The organism is Epilithonimonas zeae (genome assembly GCF_023278365.1).
Lineage (GTDB): Bacteria > Bacteroidota > Bacteroidia > Flavobacteriales > Weeksellaceae > Epilithonimonas > Epilithonimonas zeae_A.
Genome location: NZ_CP075338.1, coordinates 3188317 through 3209703, shown reverse-complemented (window position 1 = coordinate 3209703; position 21387 = coordinate 3188317). Strand labels below are relative to the sequence as shown.

The window sequence follows — 21387 nt, the reverse complement described above, 5'->3', positions numbered from 1 at the left end:
AATGAAATATCTCTTTTCTTTTTTAGCCTTAGTACTTTGTTCAGTTCTCCAATCTCAGGAATTGAAAGATTTCGCAATTCCAAAAACTTATGAAAAAATCTTGGAAACAAAAGGTGATTTGGATAAAGATGGAAAAGATGAAGTCGTGATGGTTTTCAATACAACTCCAAAAGCAGAAGTTTCGGGAAGGAAATTTTACATCCTTAAAAACATCAATGGAAAACTCAAAATCTGGAAAGAAAACTCAACCTTGATTTTTGACAACAAATTGGGATTTTATCCTGTTGACAACGAACTGAACATCAACATCAAAAATAACAGCCTTAATATTTCTCAAATGTATTTTACCAATTCGCGTCATACCGATACGTCAAAATACACTTTCCGTTTTCAAAACGGCGATTTTTATTTGATAGGCGCATCGATTCAGTTTGATGATACTTGTGAATTTAACTTTAAAAATGAAGTTAATTTCTCGACAGGAAAAATCATTATTGATGAGCAATTTTCATATTGTGATGACGGCTCAGATAGAAAAATACCGGAAAACTATTACAAAGAATTTACGCAAAAATTTCCTAAACTCATCAAGATGAACGATTTCAGGATTGGTGAAAATGAAATCAAAATCCCTAATTCAACAAAATCATTTAATTACTAAATGTCAAAAGTTATTATCATCACAGGCGCTTCATCCGGAATTGGGTATGCCTTGGCAGAATATTTTGGAAAGAAAGGCAACAAAGTCTACGGGTTGAGCAGAAAAGTCGTCAGCTCCGATTATTTCGTTTCGATTCCAACGGATATTACAGAGAAAGAACAGATCGATAATGCGATTTCTGAAATACTGAAAACGGAAACCAGAATTGATATTCTGATTAATAACGCCGGGATGGGAATGGTAGGTGCAGTTGAAGATTCTACGAAAGAAGATATTTCGAAATTATTCAACCTTAATTTAATTGGTTCTGTCCAAATGATGACGGCTGTTCTTCCAAAGATGAGAGAACAGAAATCCGGAAAAATCATCAATGTTTCCAGCATCGGTTCAGAAATGGGATTGCCCTTCCGTGGATTTTATTCTGCTTCCAAATCGGCATTAGATAAAGTGACGGAAGCAATGCGCTACGAAGTTTATCCTTGGAACATCCACGTTTGCTCGCTTCATTTAGGCGATATCAAAACCAATATTGCAGAAAACCGTGTGAAAACAAAAGTTTCTGAGCCTTATAAAAATGTCTTTGATAAAGTTTATGCTTTGATGAATTCTCACGTTGGTGACGGAACAGAACCTTTGGATGTTGCAGTTTACGTGGACCAGCTTTTAGGAAAGTCAAAATGGAAAGCCCATTATTATTTTGGTAAATTCGGACAAAAAATTGGTGTTCCTTTGAAATGGATTCTTCCTCAGAATACTTACGAAAATCTGATGAAGAAGTATAATAAAATGGATTGATTTTTTGTTTTTAAATTGACAAAGTATTCGACTCCACTCAGACCGGAATTGAAAACATTTGGTATTAGCGATGTCACACTGAGCGGAGTCGAAGTGCTTCCCACAAAATGAAACAATATTTTCTTTTCATATTAAAATGTTCTGATAACTCTTATTACACAGGAGTTACAAGCGATTTTGAGTCTCGACTTATCAAACATCAATCAGGATATTATCCTGAAAGTTATACACATAGTAGAAGACCTGTTCAATTGGTTTTATACAATGAATTTAATGAAATTGAACAAGCTATTGCTTTCGAAAAACAGGTAAAAGGTTGGAGTAAAAAGAAAAAGGAAGCTATTATCAATGACAATTGGGAGAAATTAAAAGGATTATCTATTTGTCGAAATAATAGCCACTCAGATAATATGTATAAAGGCTTCGACTCCGCTCAGCCTGACACTGTTTAAAACAAACCGTTTAATACTAGAGATGTCACGCTGAGCGGAGTCGAAGCGTTTAAAGATGCAACCCTAATTGAAAAAAACATTTTACATATTTTTCTTTTTACTGAGCGTACTTTCTTATGCACAGAAAAAAGAATATTGGCTCATCGATAAAGAAACCAGCGCAAAAAAAATCGTTTCCGATTCAGCAAAAGCAGTCAAATTTCTTGATTCTTTAGCAGAAACCTCTTACTTCTTTACAGAACTGAAAGAAGTCAAAAGAATAGACAATCGGACAGAAATCTATTATGACAAAGGCCCCAATTTCAATCAGGCTAAAGTCCAGTTTTCAGATTCTTTGATGACAGATTTGAAGTTGCAGAAGAATGAAATTTACACCAAGAATTTAGATTCACTTAAGAAAAACATTAATCAAAAATACCGCGATAAAGGTTTCGCTTTCAACCGTGTGAAAACCAAATTCCGGAAAATGGAAAATGGAATCCCATCGGTTAAAATCTCAGTTGTTCCGGCTTCTCAAAGAAAAATTGATGGCATTGTTTTTAAAGGTTACACACGTTTACCGAAACAATTCGTTAAAAACCTCAACAAGCAATATCTTGGTAAAAACTATGATGACAGGAATTTGGTTTCGATGAATCAATCTTTGCAAAATCATCAGTTTGTCGCTTTGGAAAAACCACCACAGACATTATTTACCAAAGATTCCACGCAAGTTTTTCTCTTCACTCAGAAACGAAAAACCAACACGTTTGACGGAATGATTGGCTTCGGAAACGATAAAACAGAAAAATTCACAGTCAACGGAACTTTGAATGTCCAGATGAAAAATATGTTCAACAGCTTCGAAAGCATTGGTATCTATTGGCAAAGAAATCCTGACAAAGGCCAGACTTTTGATTTGCAGACCGATATCCCTTACACATTTGGAAGCAACGTCGGCTTGAATGTCAATGTCAATATTTTCCGTCAGGATTCCACTTTTGCAAATGTCAAATTTCTGCCCGCGGTTTATTATCATCTTTCTCCGAAACAAAAACTCGGTCTCAAAGGAACTTTCGAATCTTCTGCAATTCTGGATTCACTTTATACAAGCGGTCGAGATTACAGCAAAAAAGGGATTGGTGTTTATTATCAATATCAGGAAGGAAGCGACATTCCGCTGTTCATCAACAAGAGCAACATTCGTCTTGAAGCTGATTTTCTCAAAACAACTTATGACGATACGCAGGAAAAATTTGACCAAATCCGGTATTTTCTTTTTGCGGAGCATAACTTCAATTTGTCAGGAAATCACTTTCTCAACATCAAAGGAGAATCCGCTTTGCTCAGTTCCAAAAACGAATTATCAACCAACGAACTTTTTCGGTTTGGAGGCTGGAACTCGATGCGAGGTTTCAATGAACAAAGTCTCATCAGCGATTTTTATGCATTTGCCGGCGCTGAATATCGCTATCTCGTCAATGATCAGGCATTTTTCGACATCTTTGCACAGTACGGACAAATGTCCAACAAAGCACTTGGAATCACGCCCAAGCTTTATAGCTTAGGTTTAGGTTTCAACTTTTTTCTTCCCGTCGGTTTGATGAGTTTTCAGATTTCCAATGGAAATGAATTTGGTAATCCTTTCAAATTCAATGAAATTAAAATTCATTGGGGAATCCTCAGTAGGTTTTGATAATTGATAAACTATAAAATGATAGTTGATACTAATAAGAATTTGAAAATCATTTATCAACCATCAATTTAATTCGTCATCATTTCTCTGAATATTAATTATTTATCAAATAAATTATGATATTTTCAAATTCAATAAAAATAACTTAATTTTGCAAAGAAAGTAAAGATGTCTATTCATAACAAAATTGTAGAGACAGCCATCACTTTCGATGACGTGCTTCTAGTTCCTTCTTATTCAGAAGTTTTACCTAATCAGGTTTCCCTAAAATCAAGACTTACAGACAAAATTTCGCTTAATGTTCCGATAGTTTCCGCAGCGATGGATACAGTTACGGAAGCAGATTTGGCAATTGCATTGGCAAGAGTTGGTGGTTTGGGTTTTATTCATAAAAATATGACCATCGAAGAACAGGCTGCGCAGGTCAACAGCGTAAAACGTTCCGAAAACGGGATGATTGCCGACCCAGTCACTTTGTCAAAAGACCATACTTTGGCAGAAGCTAAAGCGCTGATGGCAAATTATAAAATCTCCGGACTTCCCGTTGTAGACAAAAACAATTACCTTATCGGGATCATTACCAACCGTGATGTGAAATATCAGGAAAACCTTGATATTAAAGTTGAGGAAATTATGACCAAAGAAAATCTCATTACTTCTGATAAAAACACGAATCTTGAAAAGGCGAAAGAAATTTTGCTAAAAAACAGAATCGAGAAACTTCCAATCGTTGATAAGAAAAATAAACTGGTTGGATTGATTACCATTAAAGATATTGACAATCAATTAGAATACCCAAATGCCAACAAAGATCAAAACGGAAGATTGATTGTTGGCGCTGGCGTTGGCGTTGGCGAAGATACAATCGAAAGAATCACAGCATTGGTAAAAGCAGGCGTTGACATTGTTGCAATTGATTCAGCTCACGGACATTCGAAAGGTGTTTTGGACAAAATCTCTGAAATCAGAAAAACGTTTCCAGATTTAGATATCGTTGGTGGAAATATTGTAACCGCTGATGCTGCTAAAGATTTGATAAAAGCAGGAGCTAATGTTTTGAAAGTTGGTGTTGGACCAGGTTCAATTTGTACAACCAGAGTTGTTGCCGGAGTTGGAGTTCCTCAATTATCAGCCATCTACAACGTTTACGAATTCGCTAAAAAGAAAAATGTTGCTGTTATCGCTGATGGTGGAATCAAATTGTCTGGTGATATTGTAAAAGCTATTGCGAGTGGTGCAGGTGCTGTAATGCTTGGTTCTCTTTTAGCTGGAACAGATGAAGCTCCGGGAGAAGAAATTATTTTCCAGGGAAGAAAATTCAAATCTTATCAGGGAATGGGTTCTCTTTCGGCAATGAAACGTGGCGGAAAAGAGCGTTATTTCCAAAGTGAAGCGAAGAAATTTGTTCCGGAAGGCATCGAAGGCAGAGTTCCTCACAAAGGAAAATTGGAAGATGTGATTTTCCAATTAACAGGTGGTTTACGTGCTGGAATGGGCTATTGTGGTGCGAAAGATATCGAAGCGTTGCAGAAAGATTCAAAATTGGTTATGATTACCGGAAGCGGATTGAAAGAATCGCATCCACACGATGTGATTATTACGCAAGAAGCGCCGAATTATTCTTTGTAATTCAATCGCTGATTTTCTTGAATTTGAATTTTGGTTTAATCACTTTATTCAGATAAATTCCTTTTGAGAAAGCCGATTTGAATTCATCAAAAATTTTCTGAGACACATTCAGATAATCATAAACTGCTCCGGATTGGTAAACGATTCGGAGTATTTTTTTATCCTCGAGATAATTGTAATTGTTGACAACTGACGAAGGCATAATTTCTTAATTACAAAAAATATTCCTATAAATCATTAAAAAACAAAAACTTTGGTGTCAAGTTTGATGATAATTTTATAATTTTGCAGCGTTATTAAACCAATGAAGAAGACTACACTTTTCCCACTATTATTCTTAACCGTTTTTGTTTTCGGAATGCTTTCTTTCACATCAAACAAGAAAGTAATTGCCGTTGTTTTCAACAAAGAGATGACAAGACAGGACCTAATGAGTCTTCAGAAAAACCTGAAGGATAAAAACATCATCCTGGTTTTTAACAAAATGAAATTCACTAAAAATAGATTGAGTTATATCGATTTCAGTATCGATTTTGGGGATGGTTTTTCAGGAACGTCAAAATCTGTGATTACAAAAAACACAGAAATTGGTTTTATGCGAGACTATAATGACAATGCCGAACAGCCTTTTGTTGTAGGTAATTTAAAATAAAAGAAAAGCTTCCAAATTTGGAAGCTTTTCTTTTATGTATTTTGATGTCGTTTTCTTTCTTTCCTGATTTTCAGGTCATCTTCAAAATCATCAATCCGATAATCCGTCAATGAGTTTCCTTTTCTGATTTTCTCTTTAGAATAAAGTTTGAATTCATTCTCCGTTTTTTCCAAAAGAAAATCGTAAGGGCCAACCGAAGAAATCAGTTTAATCAAAACCGGCGAAATTTCCAGACAGACAAATAATCCCATAATGAAACTTGCCGCCAGAGCGATGATGGCTGAATTCTTTCCTAATTCATCCAAAGCCTGCAATCTCGCTGCAAAACCATTGAATTTATCTTCAACTCCTTCAGTCGATTTTCTTTCGGTTTCAAGATTAGAATAAACTTTCGAAATTTCTTTATCGAGATATTGCAATCTTTCCTGTTGTCGCTTTTGGTAATTTTCTAGGTCAGCTCGTTTTTGTTCTTTAAGTTCTGCTTTTCTTTTGGCATTGGTTCCGTAACCCACTTTTCCACTGGTTAAGCCAGATTGTTTTCCAAGAATTTCTTTCTCTAATTCTACAGAAGCAGAATCATAAGCCATCTGATAATTTTTGATTTGATTTTGGATTTGTTTCTTTTCCAAATCAAAAGGCCCGGATTGTTGCAGAATTCTTCCGCTCATTTCTGCCTGCAATTGTTTTTTATTCCTTTGAATAATTGTATTCAGTTGTTTGTTAACTTCTTTCTCAAAGATTTTCAACTCCAAAGGTTTTGAAATAATGATTCCAAGAAAAGTCGCTAAAATCAAACGCGGAATAGTCATCAAAACCTGATTCCACCAAGTTCCAGTTTTTTTGATTGAGGAAACAATATATCTGTCCAAATTGAAAATCATCAATCCCCAAAGAACCCCGAATCCTACAGATGCCCAAAGATTATCGAAAACTGTAAACATTGCATATCCCGCAGACAACGTCGCAAAAATAGCAGTGAACAAAACGATACCGCCGATTCCGGCAAACTTGTTCCATTCGGATGGCGATTTTTTCAGCAGATGAATATTCCCTCCGGAACAAATCATCAGAAAATGCTGAAACCAATTCATTTTATGTGTGTTAGTATTTTTCATTTAATTACAATTCATCATAATTTGTCATTTAAAACGTTAATTTGTTACAAATAGTATTAGGTTTTACCTAATAACTAAATCTGTACCAATTTATTTTTATTAGTATTAAATTTGTAGGTATTATATTTGATGACAGATTTAAAAATGTTTTATGAAAAATCTACTGTTCTTAGCAGCAATTGCAACGATTTCATTGTCTTGTAAATCCACAATTAATCCAGATAATCTCCCAAAACCTCTTCCAGAAAGACCAAAACAAAACCCGGATGATACAACAAATCTGACGCAACAAGAAGAGCAGGAAATGGAGGGTTTGAAATCAGAAATTCTCACAATGGCAAAAAGTGAAAAATGCACCAGCTCTGCTGATTGGAAAACTGTCGGGTTAGGTGTGAAAGCTTGTGGTGGACCTGTTTCTTATATTGCTTATTCGTCAAAAATAGATGAAGCCAGATTTTTGGAAAAAGTCAATTTATATAATCAGAAATCAACAGAATATAATAAAAAATACAATCTGGTTTCAGATTGTATGCTGGTAATGCCACCCGAAAAAATCGAGTGTGAAAACGGAAATCCTGTCTTCAAATATTAGAATCCGGATTCTGAGGCGTAATCTTTTGTGCTTCAGAATCTCTGTATAATTTTTCTTTACTCCATTTGGCGTGTTTGGAAGGAATAATTGTGTGTCCTTTTCTATATGCATAAATCTTGGTAAACTCAGCACCAAAAAATATTAATTGACAAGAATAATTAATCCACATCATTAATAAAATCACTGTTCCTGCTGCTCCAAAAATGGAAGTTGGCTTAGAAACATCGAAGTAGAAACTCATCAGCATTTTTCCAAGATTAAAAAGCAATGCCGTTACAATTGCACCAATCCAAACAGATTTCCATTTGATTTCCACATCGGGCAAAACCTTGAACATAAAAGCAAATAAAATAGTAACGATTGCTAATCCTAAAATAAAATTACTTGCCTGGATAATCACATAAGTTTCCAGTCCAAAATATTGAGTAATTAAATTATTTGCAAGTCCAATAGCAGAAGATAAAAGCATACTTACGAGAAGAAGAAATGCGATAATAAGAATCATTCCCAGAGAATTAGCTCTATCAAGAATGAATTTTTGCCAGGCTTTTTTAGGAGCCGCTTCTACATCCCAAAGATTGTTAAGCGTGCTCTGCATTTGAAAAAATAAGCTGGTGGCACCAAAAACCAAGGTTCCAACTCCAAGAGCTTTCATCCAGAAATTCTGTTTATCAACCATTGCACTTTTGATAATATCCTGAATGCTTTTTGCGCCGTCATAGCCCATTATACCTTGCAGTTGTCGGCGGATTTCACCATTTACAGCTTCTTCGCCAAAGAAATGTCCTGCAACCCAAATCACGATAATCATCAAACCGGGCAAAGAAAATATCGCATTGTAAGCCATACTTGCACTGTCTTTGGCTGCAGAGGAAGACATCCATTCACCGAAGGTTTGTTTGAGAACTTCCCAAAAAGAATTAAGTTTTTTCATTGCTTATTTTTATTGGGAAATTCAATCTTTATACCAACTTAGTCTTCTTTGTACCAGCTGGAGTATTTAACATAATTATTGGCGATTCTATCAATCTCGCCTGTAATCAGATTTTGAGACACATCCTTCACTTTTTTTGCCGGAACGCCAGCCCAGATTTCGCCTTCTTTGATGTGTGTATTGGCCGTTACCACAGCGCCTGCGGCTACAATCGAGTTGCTTTCTACAATGCAGTCATCCATTACAATAGCGCCCATTCCTATCAGAACATTATCTTTTATTGTACAGCCATGCACAATCGCATTGTGACCAATCGAAACACTATTTCCAATTGTCGTTGGGCTTTTTTGATAAGTACAGTGTATCATCGCATTGTCCTGAACATTCACTTTATCTCCCATTTTGATGAAATGAACATCGCCTCTCAAAACTGCATTGTACCAGATACTGCAATCCTTACCCATTGTCACATCGCCGATAATCACAGCCGTTTCTGCTACAAAAGTATTCTCTCCAAGTTGAGGCGTCTTGCCTAAAAGTTCTCTAATAATTGCCATTTTTTAACTGATTTATGTTAATTATTTTGGGCGCCTTTATCCGTCCTCCACTCCCGCTTTTTTATTTTTCCAAAGAAAAAATAAAAAGAGCTCCGTTCAGGCCGGGGCGCAGATTGGTCTTTCAATCCAATTTCGGTATTCATTGAGCCAAAATCAAACCAATAGAAAAAATCGAAAATCCGCAAAGCTTCTCATAATCAAAACTTAACATAACATTGGGATTTATCAGCTTTTTTGTTCCACCAAATTACGATAATTTTGTAGTTCAATTTACTTAAAATGAGAGAAATCATTATAGAACCTACGGAAAATAAAAAAGTGATGAAGTTCGTGACGGACTACACTTTGATTCCCGGTTCATTGGAATTAGACAGAGATTCTGACGTTTCTGAAATTCCGTTAGCTCAAGAGTTGTTCAATTATCCATTCGTGAACAGAATTTTCATTACAGCCAATTTCATTGCGGTAGCAAAAGAAGACACTGTAGAATGGGAACACGTTGCAGAAAGTCTGAAGAACGTCATCGAAGACGAATTACTGGCAAACCCAAGAATCTATCTTCAGAAAAGAAAAGAGATGTATCAAATCTATTCTGAGATGACACCAAATCCTGCTGTTATGAAATTCATTTCCAGCAAAATGCTGATGGATGGATTTATAGAAGTTAAAAACAGAGAAGAAGCCGATGAAGTGCCTTTGGCAAAAGAATTATATGAAGCTTTTGATTTTGTGAAAGAAATTTATGTGAGTGACAACTTCGTGGCGGTAACCAGAGACAGTCAATTTGAATGGCACGAAATTATGAACAGAGTTCGTTCTTTCATCGCAGAATTTTTGCAGGCTGGAAAAACAATTTCTAATGCAGAACCTCATCAGCACGAGAATCCTGTTTTGAAAATCATCAACAGAGAATATACGAATGACGAGCAGAAAATCAGTGATATTCTTAACGAATATGTTGCGCCTGCAGTAGAAAATGACGGTGGGAAAATCTCTCTGATTGAATACGACGGAGAAAACAAAACCGCCAGAATGCTTCTACAAGGCGCTTGCAGTGGTTGCCCATCTTCCACAGCAACTTTGAAAAACGGCATCCAGAACATTCTGAAACAGTTCGTACCTGAATTGGTAGAGAACGTGGAAGCAGTAAATGGATAATGGCTTCGAGAGCCTCAGCCTGACAATGTGTAAAAAGAATTAATTTAATCTTAAATTTGTCATTCCAAAGAAATCTAGATAATAGAGATTCCTACGGAATGACAAATTTGCGTTTATTTCTAAAAATATATTATTTTGAATCAACCAGTTCATAACAAAAAAGGAATTCTACTCGTAAACCTAGGTTCGCCAAAATCGACTGATGTAAAAGATGTAAAAGACTATCTGGACGAGTTTCTGATGGATGAAAAAGTCATTGATTACCGTTGGATTTTCCGAGCATTATTGGTTCAAGGAATTATCCTGAAAACCAGGCCGAAAAAATCTGCAGAAGCTTACAAAACGGTTTGGACAGATGAAGGTTCACCTTTGATTGTGATTTCTAAGAATCTGCAGAAAGAACTTCAGAAATTAGTGGATGTTCCTGTTGGATTGGGAATGCGTTATGCCGAACCATCTATACAAACCGGAATTCAGGAGTTGGTTGACAAAGGTATTACAGAAATCACTTTGGTTCCGCTTTATCCACAATATGCGATGAGCACGACAGAAACTGTGATTGATAAAGCCGAAGAAGTTCGACTGAAATTCTTTCCCGATATTAAAATCAATTATGTTCAGCCGTTTTATAATCGTGAGATTTATATCGATGCTTTGGCGAAAAGTATTGGCGAAAAGTTGCCGTCAGATTATGATTTGCTTCAGTTTTCTTATCACGGTGTTCCGGAAAGACATATTTATAAAACCGACCCAACGAAGACCTGTAGTATGGACAACTGTTGTCAAAAAGATGATCATCCGTCGCATAAATTCTGTTATAGACATCAATGTTATAAAGTGACGGAGTTGGTTCGTGAGAAATTAGGTTTGCCTAAGGAGAAAGTTTTAGTCACTTTCCAATCTAGGTTGGGGAAAGACAAATGGATGGAACCTTACACCGACACTACTTTGGAAGGTCTTGGAAAGAAAGGCATCAAGAAACTGGCGATTGTTTGTCCAGCTTTTGTTTCTGATTGTCTTGAGACTCTGGAGGAGATTTCTGTAGAAGGGAAAGAGATTTTCCTACACGGTGGAGGCGAGAGATTCGACTATATCCCTTGCCTGAATGAAGACTCAAATTGGGTGAATGTGGTAAAGACTTTGAGTGAGGAGAAGTTAGCTGAATTTTAATTTATACTAATAGAATTATGTTATCCAATACCTTAATCTCTCTTTTCGAACGAGATTTGAATAAAGTGATTGATGAACTTAATCTTTATCAATCGGAGTCTAATATTTGGCAAGTTGAAGGGAATATTTCTAATTCGGCAGGAAATCTAGCTTTGCATCTTGTTGGGAATCTCAAAACTTATATAGGGAAAGAGATTGGGAAATTTGACTATGTGCGAAACAGGGATTTGGAGTTTTCAGATAAGAATGTTCTGAGAGAAAAAATCGTTGTCGATTTGAGGAATACGATTGTGATAATAAAAGATTCTTTGAAATCTGTATCAGATGATGATTTGAAGAAAGAATATCCGCTTTTGGTGTTGTCGGGGAAAACTTCAACCGAATATTTCTTAGTTCATCTCGCAACGCATTTGAATTATCATTTAGGACAAATCAATTACCACAGACGATTGATAGAAAAGTACTAGAAATTTATAAAAATAGAAACCACTTCAACTAGTTGAAGTGGTTTTTGTTTGGTTTAATAGAGTATTTTTAGAATATTTTCATTTCATTAGTTAATTAAACCTTCAATATTATATTGTACCTCTTTGTTGGTCAAAGTATTAATTAAGAACCAAAATCCAGTGGAGTTTTCGTAAACAATATTAATTTTTTCAGATTGAATATTTGATGTCTCTCCAATATGAATTTTATTAGAATCATAAGGTTCATTAGTATGGGATCCATCTTTAAACAAAGTCATTGTAGCCTTGGCATAAAAAGATGATGCAATAGCTTCAATATTAAACACTGTGAAATCTTCATCTGCATCCCAAATTTCATAGTTCAAACTAGGATTTAGATTTTTAATATGTCCATGATAAAGTTTCACCCATTGCTGTGATGGACTTACATCTGTCTGTACAAATTTTCTAGTGCCATCAATCTCCTTCTTAAAAATTGCGTTTGTTTTTCTAAGAACGGTAACATCATGATAATTAATTTTATCCGGGGCAACTGGAGATTTTTCATAATAATGATTATCTATAACTGTTCCGTTGTTATGCAAAATTGGATAATTCATATCAGCAGTGACATTTCTCATTTTCACAGCAAATGAAGAATATTCACTATGGTTGGTTTGGATGAAATATTGAAGCGCCACATTATCACCTCCTATTGAAACGTTATTAATTTCAAAATATCCACGGACTGCACCACCAAGATATAATCCATTAGAAAGACCAGAAAATCTAATATTATTAATAATAAAATTTTCAATATTATCCTGTTCATCGATGTAGATACTTGTTGATCTGGTTCTGTTGTTGGAATCTTTTAGTTGGGTCAATTGTTCTACTCTTACATTGTTGATTTCGCAATGCATTAAAGAGGTATACATACCCGCTGGACTTTTACAAGAATATAGACCGTACATTCCTTGAGCCCAGCTTTGTATTCCTTTCATAGTTAGATTAAAAACATTTGGAGCTCCAAAGAAAACACTAGCTAAACCAAAAATTCCACAAGCAGAATAAAAATTATAGATGGATGGAAAATCAACACCCTGAATCTGTGATGAGTCAATCAATGTTGTATTGAATCCAATTCCTACATCAGAGTAAGTTTCTAAATTATTGATTATGCAAAGCTCCGAACAACCTCTGAACTCAACGCCAATATTTGCCATTTTATAATTATTTTCAACATCTTCTAGCAAAAATTCCAATTCGGATTTTGACAACTGCATTTCGGGTGTATTCTGCAAAACAGTTATATCTTCAATTCTTCCCATATGAGCATTCCCCATTACAACTCCAGAATAATGTGTCTTTCTGACAGTAGAATCTGTTCTAACAATTATTTCTTTCAATGTATTATACTCACTCCTTGTATGAGGGCTAAGAACAAGTCCCTCGTATTCTCCAAGACACAAACCATATTTTATCTGCTGATTAGTCTCGTCAAGAAGTATTGTTATATTGGATAATTTTCTTGATGTACCTTCAAAATGTCTAACAGGGATTTCTCCTAATTTTGAAAAATACTCTCCATGCCCAAATTTAATATTCCAAAATACATTTAATTTTTCAAGACTTACTTTAAGGTCTACAGATGTTTTATCATTAGCAATAGTCCCAAACCATTCAGGGTACGCAAAATTGTCTGGGGTTTTCCAGCTCCCATCAAGTGTTACATTGTCAAAAATATGATAAGGGGCGGCTATTATCATCGTTTGTCCGCCTGTAAGTATTGCATTTTTGATAGTCCCACCATCAAATTTTAAGGTAATGTTGCTACCAAAGGATTGAGATGCTCCCCCAAAATCTAAATCGCAAGTTTCTGGAATCAAAATAGTTTTGTGATTTGTTTTAGAAGCAAAAAAATGCGCTGTTTGAAATGCTTCCCAATCGCTGGCAACACCACCTGCTTTCGCTTTAAACCATAAAACATTAATTTCATTTTCAAATACTCGCTTATAGTAAAGATTTGGTCCTTTTTGTCTGTATATGATACCATCCAGATTGCTCCCAGCTGGATTATTTGGATCGGCGGGTAATCCATCGAAGCCTAATGTTGTTTTGATGTAATTTACATTTTCTTTTGTGTAGCTGTCTATTAATTGTACTAAATCATCATTTTGATTAGAATAGCCATAGATGAAAAAATCTTCTGTATATGTCATTTTATAAAATTTTTAAGTGTTAATAATTAATTGAATTCTTGCAAGAATTATTTTCTGAAACAAATGTATATGGAGCCAACGCCAAAACTTGACGTAATAAAAAAAATCAAAGAATCTCATTTTACCCTGAAAACACATAGCCCTGATTGTAGTGGAAATCCTTTTTTGCGTTTACTTTCGGATATTTTGATTGACTAAATGTGATGCAAAAAAGATTGCAGCGGAAAGCAGGTTCCCGGCTTCGAAAAGTAATTTGTAAATTAAAAAAAATAAAAAAACCGTCTCAATAATGAGACGGTTTTTTTGGACGTGACAAATAATTATTTCTTATTAAAATCTCCTGCGAATACGGAAGTCATTTTATCTTCGCTGATGTACTTTCTAAGAACATCATTCACTTGAGAAACTTTCAACGCAGAAACTTTCGCCTCCAAAGCGTCATACTCATCCAAAGATTGACCGTACTGAAGCTGAGAATTGACTAATCCCATCAAAGTATTGTCGTTTCCTAAGCCTGTTTTTCTGGAGTTTAACCAAGAAGTCAAATTGGATTTGAATTCTTCTTCTGTGAAACCATCTTTCACCGCTTTGTTAACTTCTTCTTTCAAAGCCTTGTTCACTGCATCTTTCTTGGTTGGGTTAAAGAACGCATACCAAGCCCAAGACGCTACATTATTATCAATAGGAATATTAACGTAAGAACCTGCACCATAACTGATTCCTTCTTTCTCACGAAGTCTTGTAGGTATTCTCGCAGTCAAGAAACCACCGCTTCCTAACATTTCGTTGGCAATAACGAAAGCTGGATAATCAGGAGATTTTCTATCCATAGAGAAACTGATTTTTCCAACTGCAGCACCATTTTCTTTGTCCGGCGTCAGATAATCTTTATCTTGTTTTTTTGTTGCAAATAATTCTGGCTTAATGTATTCGTAATTGGATTTGGAATTCCATTTTCCGAAAGTCGATTCTAATAATGCAGCCGTTGTTTTTGCATCTACATCACCAATTACAGAACCTACACCATTGTTACTTCCTAAGATTTTGTTATAGAAATCTACCAATTGCTCTCTCTTCACTTTCTTGTTATTATCAATTTGTTCCTGAGTAGAAGCTGTATAATAGATGCTTTCTTTAGGGTAATTCTCAGTGATTTTTTCTATTTCTGTGAAAGCGATAGACTGAGGGTCATTCAAAGAACTTTCGAGATAAGTATTGTACTCGTTCACTGTTTTTGCCAATTCTGCATCCGGGAAAGTAGATTCGGTCAAGATTTCTTTAATTAATGACATTACTTTTGGCAAGCTGTCTTTATAAGTACTAAAGTTCACAAACAAAGTCTGACCGCTGAATCCAAAGTTAATATTAGATTTCCACTCATCCAACATGTCCTGGATTTGTTCTTTGGTGTGAGACTTAGTTCCTGTTTTCAGAACTTGCGCCATTAGAGAGCCTACATCAGATTTTCCGTTCAAATCTTTAGCATTACTTACCGGGAATTTGAAACTTCCAAGAACCTTACCTCCTTTGATATCTTTTTTGATTAAGCCGTATTTCATTCCGTTGCTCAGTTTGCCTTCTGTCAAATTAGCTTTCAGATTTTTGATGCTTGCTTCGAAAGGTGCAGCTTCTTTTTCCAATGCTTTTCCTTTATAATCTTTGGTCAAAGTAGCAATTTGGTCATCTGTATATTCTACATTTTTGACTCTTACCTCATCTTTTGAAGGGATGAAAACACCAACCGTTCTGTTGTTGGTCTTGAAATACTTGGCAGCTACTCTCTGAATATCTGCGGCTGTTAGCTTCTCCACTGTGTCACGATAAATCATTCCCAATTTATAGTTTCCAGCGCCAACAATTTCTGTCAAATTAACAGCATAACCAATTGTGTTGTTCTTGATATTTTCTACTTGCTTAAGGATTTTTGCTTTTGCTCTTGCAACGTCTTGGTCTGTATATTTGATAGTGGCGATTTTGTCCAACTCGGCCCGGAAATCATTCTCCGTTATTTTCAAATCTTTATCCGCCGGAATATCCAAACCAAAGTACATAAAACTCGCATCTCTCACCAATGGCTGATAAGCATAAACAGAAGCTGCTTTGTGAGAATCAATCATCGCTTTGTAAAGGTAACCGGAAGGGTCAGCCGTTAAAATCTCCTGCAAAGCATCCAACGCTGCATAGTCTTTATCTGCGTAAGGCGCAGTGTGATAAAGCGCTCCAATCACTTTGCTGTCCCCGGCACGTTTCAGCTCTACAAAACGTTCTCCATCCTGAGCTGGTTCTACTGTATAAGGCGCATCCAAAACTCTCGCTGGTTTTGCAATAGTTGAAAAATACTGGGAAATATATTCCAATGCTTTTTTCTCATCAAATTTTCCCGCAACTATCAAAGTTGCATTGTCTGGCTGATAATATTTTTCATAGAATTTTCTAAGCGTTACCGCTTTTACTCTTTCTACATCTTCTTTGCTTCCAATCGTGCTGTTTCCGTAGTTGTGCCATAGATAAGCGGCAGAAATAACCCGCTCCATCAAAACACCACTCGGGCTATTTTCCCCAATTTCAAATTCATTTCTCACCACAGAGAACTCTTTGTCCAGATCGGATTGAAGAATGGTTGCATTAATCATTCTGTCTGCTTCCATTTCCAAGAACCATTTTAAATTCTCATCATTAGAAGGGAAAACTTCATAATAATTGGTTCTGTCATACCAAGTTGTTCCGTTGGCGTTTCCACCTTTGTCAGACAACATTTTTTTGATATCACCTAATTTTTTTGTGCTTTTGAACAACATATGTTCCAGCAAGTGAGCCATACCTTTCTCTCCATAGCCTTCGTGTTTAGAACCAACATTATAAACGATATTCACAACGGCGTTACTTTGAGATGGGTCTGATAGCAAAAGAACTTTCATTCCGTTGCTCAAGGAATATTCTTTGATTCCTTCTGTATTACTAATAAATTTGGGTGTTTCGGCTTTTTGAGAAAACACAGGTGTCGCATAACCTGCATAAAATACGACCGCCGCAGTCAGTAGAAGATTCTTCATATTTTGATTGTTAATTTTTAAGTTTCTAAAATTAAATACTTTTCGTTTAAAATACATTTTGGATTCGATATTTATGAAAATCTTAACGTAATTTTGCCGATATGTTAGTTGAAAAAGTCATTTTAGGGATTGACCCTGGAACAAGTATTATGGGTTTTGGAATTATTTCCGTAAAAGGGAGTAAAATGGAGTTAATAGCTATCCACGAATTGATCCTAAAAAAATATGAGAACCACGAGACTAAACTTAAAGTTATTTTCGATAAAACCTTAGCTTTGATTGATGAATATCATCCCGACGAAACCGCTTTGGAAGCACCTTTTTTTGGAAAGAATGTCCAGAGTATGCTAAAATTGGGAAGAGCTCAAGGCGTTGCAATGGCAGCAAGTCTCCACAGAAACATTCCCATCATCGAGTATTCTCCCAAGAAAATCAAAATGGCTATCACGGGTAATGGAAATGCCAGCAAGGAACAAGTTGCAGGAATGCTCCAGAATCTTTTGAAACTGAAAGAATTCCCTACAAAATACCTTGATGCCTCTGATGGATTAGCAGTTGCTGTTTGTCACCACTTCAACTCAGGAAGTATTGCCACAGATAAATCTTACTCTGGTTGGGATAGTTTTTTGAAACAGAATCCGGATAGGATTAAGTAATTTCTTAAAAGTAATTATTTTTGTTAAGCTCAGGCTCTCGAAGCCATTTCATTAAATCTTTTTCCTTTTTTCTTGATTCTTATCTCTTGATTCTTGTCTCCTGATTCTCTATCTTTGAATCGATGAATGACTCTCTTTTTGAAATCGTAGAACACACCAACCGAAACATTTTTCTCACCGGGAAAGCAGGAACCGGAAAGACTACATTTCTAAATGATTTTGTAAAAAAAACCAAGAAAAAACACATTGTTGTAGCGCCAACTGGGATTGCTGCCATCAACGCTGGTGGCGTAACTATCCATTCTATGTTCGGTTTGCCGCTTAGAACTTTTCTTCCAACTACGGAAAGAATCGATCAAAATCTGGCAAACAACATTGCCGACTTGATGCCACATTTCAAGTACCGAAAAGACAAACTAAAACTTCTCCGTGAAATCGAAATCATTATTATTGATGAAGCATCAATGTTGAGAGCAGATGTTCTGGATATGATGGATTTTTCTCTCCGTCACGTTCGTAGAAATCAGCAGAAATTCGGTGGAGTTCAGATGTTGTTTATTGGCGACCTTTATCAGTTACCACCAGTTGTAAGAGACGAATACATTTTATCAATGTATTATTCTTCTCCGTTTTTCTTTCACGCTAAAGCTTTGGAAGAAAGTAATTTCATCACGCTGGAACTGACCAAAGTTTACCGACAAACCGATGAACATTTTCTTGAAATTCTCAATGCCATCCGTGACGGAATAACAGAAGATATAGACTTTGAAGCTTTGAACGAAAGATATCAGCCTGACTTCGACCCGAAAGATGAAGCTTACGTTTACCTCTGTTCGCACAACAAGATTGCAGATGACATCAACCAGAAAAAAATAAAAGAGTTGGGCGGAAAAGCTCATTCTTATACAGCCGATGTTGTTGGAGATTTCAAGGAAACACAATATCCAAATGATGAGGTTCTGGAACTGAAAGTCGGTGCACAGATTATGTTTATCCGAAATGACACTTCGCCTGACAAAAAATATTACAACGGAAAACTAGCTCAGATTTCTTATCTCGATGAAGATGAAATCTCGGTAATTCTAGATGGAAGTGAAGAAGAAATCACGCTAAAAGCAGAGACTTGGGAACAGAAAAAATATTCTTTGGATGATGAAAAGAACATCAAGGAAGAAGTTTTGGGGAGTTTCAAACAGTTTCCGATTCGCTTAGCTTGGGCGGTTACGATTCATAAAAGTCAAGGTTTGACATTTGATAGATTAATTATTGATGCAGGAAAAAGTTTTGCTTCCGGACAGGTTTATGTTGCATTGTCACGTTGCCGAACTTTGGAAGGAATCGTCTTGAAATCTAAGATTACGCCTGAAGTGATTTTCTCTGACAAACGAGTTTCTAAATTTCAGGATGAGACGCACGCTAACGCAAAAATCGAGGAAATCCTTAATTCTGAAAAATACGATTACAGCATCCAAAAAGTCATTAGAAGGATTGACTGTGTTTGGTTTCAGTCCGCTTTGGAAAACTGGATGGTCATCAGCCGAAGCAGCAAATTCATTGACAAAGAAAAAGCAGATTATCTCTATCATTGTTTAAAAGCTGATATCGAAAATTACATTACTATTTTCCAAAAATTTGAACGAATACTAATTCAGAAAACCCAAAAATTCCTTCAGGGAGAAGAAGAATGGCCAGAGATTGAAATCAAGGCAAAAGGTGCTGTCAATTTCTTTTTCTCGAATGTGAATGAGAAAATATTTTCTCCACTCAAAGATTTCTATTCTGAAACCAAAGGCGTAAAAGGTTTGAAAGCCTTCAACGAAGATTTTCGTGTATGGCTGGATGATATAGAAGATTACCTGAAGGATCTGAAAGATGTTTATCTTTTGGAAACGCCATTATTCGATAAAGAAAAAGATGTTGAAGTTTCTATGGCCATCAAGAAAGTTCCGACGCACGTTTTGACTTACCAACTATTCCAAAATGGAAAAACGGTTTCTGAGATTGCAAAAGAAAGAGGTTTGGTGAATTCGACTATTTTCGGGCATCTTTCAAAATATGCTGAGCAAAGTTTACTGGACAGAAGTGACCTTTTAAGAATTTATCCGAAAAATAAAGTTGAAGCTTTCGAAAAACAATTCAAGGCTGATCCAAAAGAGAATATCAATGATTGGAAGTCTGTCTTGCCTTCGGATTTTGATTATGGTGAGATCCGATTGATTTGGAATTACTTTTTGAATTTGAAGAAGTAGTTTTAAACGCAAAGGCGACAAAGTTTTTTTAAATATTGAACAAAAAAGTCGCAAATTTTACTTTGCGACTTTCATATTATTAAAAAAATTCAAATTAATTAATCAATTCAAATCTTGCATATTCTGCGATTTTCTTTGGCAATTTGATTCCGTCTGGTGTTTGGTTATTTTCCAAAAGAGCAGCCATAATTCTTGGCAAAGCCATTGCAGAACCGTTCAGTGTATGAACCAACTGAGTTTTGCCATCACCTTTGTAACGGCATTTCAAACGAGTTGCCTGGAAAGTTTCGAAGTTGGAAACAGAACTTACTTCCAACCATTTTTCCTGTGCAGCGCTCCAAACTTCGAAATCGTAAGTCATTGCAGATGCAAAACCTGTGTCACCACCGCAAAGTCTTAATATTCTGTAAGGCAACTCCAAATCTTCCAAAATAGATTTTACGTGCTCTACCATTTCTTCCAAAACAGCATAAGAATTTTCAGGCTTCTCGATTCTTACAATCTCCACTTTTTCAAATTGGTGAAGTCTGTTCAAACCTCTTACGTGCGCACCGTAACTTCCCGCTTCTCTTCTATAACACTGCGAAAAAGCGGTATTCTTGATTGGCAAATCTTTCTCGTCAATAATCACATCTCTGTAGATATTGGTCACTGGAACTTCAGCAGTTGGAATCAAGTACAAATCATCTGCTCCAACATAGTACATCTGTCCTTCTTTATCAGGCAATTGTCCAGTTCCGTAACCAGAAGCTTCGTTCACAACATGTGGAACGTTCACTTCCTGATAACCTGCATCTATATTTTTGTCTAAGAAATATTGAACCAAAGCTCTCTGCAATCTAGCACCTTTCCCGAAATAAACAGGAAAACCAGCACCAGCGACTTTCACTCCTAATTCAAAATCAATCAAATTATATTTTTTAGCCAACTCCCAATGTGGAATTGCACCTTCACCAAGACCTTCCACAGTTGTAGATTCGTAAACAATCTCGTTGTCATCGGCAGAAACTCCGGCAACTACTTTTTCGTAAGGGATATTCGGAATTTGATAAAGAATATTGAGAAGTGTTTTCTCAGCTTCATTCAATTCATTTTGTAATTCTTTGCTGGACTCTTTGTATTGCGACGTTTGGGATTTAGCAGCTTCTGCTTCCTCTTTCTTTCCCTCTTTCATCAGAATTCCAATTTCTTTGGAAATTCTGTTCATTTCGGAAAGTTGTGAGTCTAGCTCAAACTGTAATCTTTTTCTTTCGTCGTCAGCATTTACCGCTGCATCGACCAAATCTAATTCCTTGAAGTTTCTTTTCTTCAAGCCTTCCAAAACGCGCTCTTTGTTCTCGCGCAAAAAATTAACCTGTAACATAGTTTGGT

The 21387-nt window shown here is 36.0% G+C and carries 19 protein-coding genes; 12 read left to right on the top strand and 7 right to left on the bottom strand.

Annotated features, from left to right (window positions below):
- Nucleotide 1 precedes the first annotated feature (1 nt).
- The 5 genes from KI430_RS14620 to guaB all read left to right on the top strand — a co-directional run bounded on the left by KI430_RS14620 (nucleotide 2) and on the right by guaB (nucleotide 5212).
- Entirely contained in the window at nucleotides 2-661 is a 660-nt protein-coding gene (locus tag KI430_RS14620; RefSeq protein ID WP_248875679.1) for a hypothetical protein, read from the top strand.
- Nucleotides 662-1456, top strand: coding sequence for an SDR family oxidoreductase (locus KI430_RS14615; RefSeq protein WP_248875678.1), 795 nt, complete (start codon nucleotides 662-664; stop codon nucleotides 1454-1456).
- A 107-nt stretch (nucleotides 1457-1563) separates the two neighbouring features.
- On the top strand, nucleotides 1564-1908 hold the full coding sequence (locus KI430_RS14610; RefSeq protein WP_248875677.1) for a GIY-YIG nuclease family protein: 345 nt from the start codon (nucleotides 1564-1566) through the stop codon (nucleotides 1906-1908).
- 67 nt (nucleotides 1909-1975) lie between these two features.
- Nucleotides 1976-3583, top strand: coding sequence for a hypothetical protein (locus KI430_RS14605; RefSeq protein WP_248875676.1), 1608 nt, complete (start codon nucleotides 1976-1978; stop codon nucleotides 3581-3583).
- Between the two features lie 168 nt (nucleotides 3584-3751).
- On the top strand, nucleotides 3752-5212 hold the full coding sequence (gene guaB, locus KI430_RS14600) for an IMP dehydrogenase (protein WP_248875675.1): 1461 nt from the start codon (nucleotides 3752-3754) through the stop codon (nucleotides 5210-5212).
- A gap of 1 nt (nucleotide 5213) precedes the next feature.
- On the opposite strand, the gene KI430_RS14595 is transcribed toward guaB, so the two are convergent.
- Nucleotides 5214-5414, bottom strand: a complete 201-nt coding sequence (locus KI430_RS14595) for a KTSC domain-containing protein (protein WP_248875674.1) — start codon at nucleotides 5412-5414, stop codon at nucleotides 5214-5216.
- 102 nt (nucleotides 5415-5516) lie between these two features.
- On the opposite strand from KI430_RS14595, the gene KI430_RS14590 reads away from it, so the two are divergent.
- The gene (locus KI430_RS14590) at nucleotides 5517-5864 is read left to right on the top strand and encodes a hypothetical protein (protein ID WP_248875673.1); all 348 of its coding nucleotides are present in this window, start codon (nucleotides 5517-5519) and stop codon (nucleotides 5862-5864) included.
- A gap of 32 nt (nucleotides 5865-5896) precedes the next feature.
- Here KI430_RS14590 and KI430_RS14585 read toward each other — a convergent pair whose 3' ends face one another.
- Nucleotides 5897-6955: a DUF4407 domain-containing protein gene (locus KI430_RS14585; protein ID WP_248875672.1), complete on the bottom strand. Its 1059-nt coding sequence runs from the start codon at nucleotides 6953-6955 to the stop codon at nucleotides 5897-5899.
- 175 nt (nucleotides 6956-7130) lie between these two features.
- Here KI430_RS14585 and KI430_RS14580 point away from each other — a divergent pair, with 175 nt between their 5' ends.
- Nucleotides 7131-7571, top strand: coding sequence for a hypothetical protein (locus KI430_RS14580; RefSeq protein ID WP_248875671.1), 441 nt, complete (start codon nucleotides 7131-7133; stop codon nucleotides 7569-7571).
- On the opposite strand, the gene KI430_RS14575 is transcribed toward KI430_RS14580, so the two are convergent.
- On the bottom strand, nucleotides 7561-8505 hold the full coding sequence (locus tag KI430_RS14575) for a YihY/virulence factor BrkB family protein (protein WP_248875670.1): 945 nt from the start codon (nucleotides 8503-8505) through the stop codon (nucleotides 7561-7563). The genes KI430_RS14580 and KI430_RS14575 overlap by 11 nt on opposite strands.
- A 38-nt stretch (nucleotides 8506-8543) precedes the next feature.
- Complete coding sequence (locus tag KI430_RS14570) at nucleotides 8544-9062, bottom strand: gamma carbonic anhydrase family protein (protein ID WP_074235694.1); 519 nt, start codon at nucleotides 9060-9062, stop codon at nucleotides 8544-8546.
- A gap of 279 nt (nucleotides 9063-9341) precedes the next feature.
- On the opposite strand from KI430_RS14570, the gene KI430_RS14565 reads away from it, so the two are divergent.
- The 3 genes from KI430_RS14565 (at nucleotide 9342) to KI430_RS14555 (ending at nucleotide 11857) form a co-directional block, all read left to right on the top strand.
- A complete protein-coding gene (locus KI430_RS14565; protein ID WP_248875669.1) occupies nucleotides 9342-10220 on the top strand; it encodes a NifU family protein in 879 nt (292 codons plus the stop codon).
- A gap of 135 nt (nucleotides 10221-10355) precedes the next feature.
- Complete coding sequence (gene hemH, locus KI430_RS14560; RefSeq protein WP_248875668.1) at nucleotides 10356-11390, top strand: ferrochelatase; 1035 nt, start codon at nucleotides 10356-10358, stop codon at nucleotides 11388-11390.
- Nucleotides 11391-11407: 17 nt separating this feature from the next.
- On the top strand, nucleotides 11408-11857 hold the full coding sequence (locus KI430_RS14555; RefSeq protein WP_248875667.1) for a DinB family protein: 450 nt from the start codon (nucleotides 11408-11410) through the stop codon (nucleotides 11855-11857).
- A gap of 86 nt (nucleotides 11858-11943) precedes the next feature.
- On the opposite strand, the gene KI430_RS14550 is transcribed toward KI430_RS14555, so the two are convergent.
- Nucleotides 11944-14058 (bottom strand): hypothetical protein, encoded by a 2115-nt coding sequence (locus KI430_RS14550; RefSeq protein ID WP_248875666.1) that lies wholly within the window; start codon nucleotides 14056-14058, stop codon nucleotides 11944-11946.
- Between the two features lie 320 nt (nucleotides 14059-14378).
- Nucleotides 14379-17111, bottom strand: coding sequence for a M16 family metallopeptidase (locus KI430_RS14545; protein WP_248875665.1), 2733 nt, complete (start codon nucleotides 17109-17111; stop codon nucleotides 14379-14381).
- A gap of 101 nt (nucleotides 17112-17212) precedes the next feature.
- Here KI430_RS14545 and ruvC point away from each other — a divergent pair, with 101 nt between their 5' ends.
- Nucleotides 17213-17767, top strand: a complete 555-nt coding sequence (gene ruvC / locus KI430_RS14540; RefSeq protein ID WP_248875664.1) for a crossover junction endodeoxyribonuclease RuvC — start codon at nucleotides 17213-17215, stop codon at nucleotides 17765-17767.
- Nucleotides 17768-17889: 122 nt separating this feature from the next.
- Complete coding sequence (locus KI430_RS14535) at nucleotides 17890-20016, top strand: helix-turn-helix domain-containing protein (protein WP_248875663.1); 2127 nt, start codon at nucleotides 17890-17892, stop codon at nucleotides 20014-20016.
- Between the two features lie 94 nt (nucleotides 20017-20110).
- Here the strand turns inward: KI430_RS14535 and serS are convergent, their stop codons facing one another.
- Complete coding sequence (gene serS / locus KI430_RS14530) at nucleotides 20111-21379, bottom strand: serine--tRNA ligase (RefSeq protein WP_248875662.1); 1269 nt, start codon at nucleotides 21377-21379, stop codon at nucleotides 20111-20113.
- Between the last annotated feature and the right edge of the window lie 8 nt (nucleotides 21380-21387).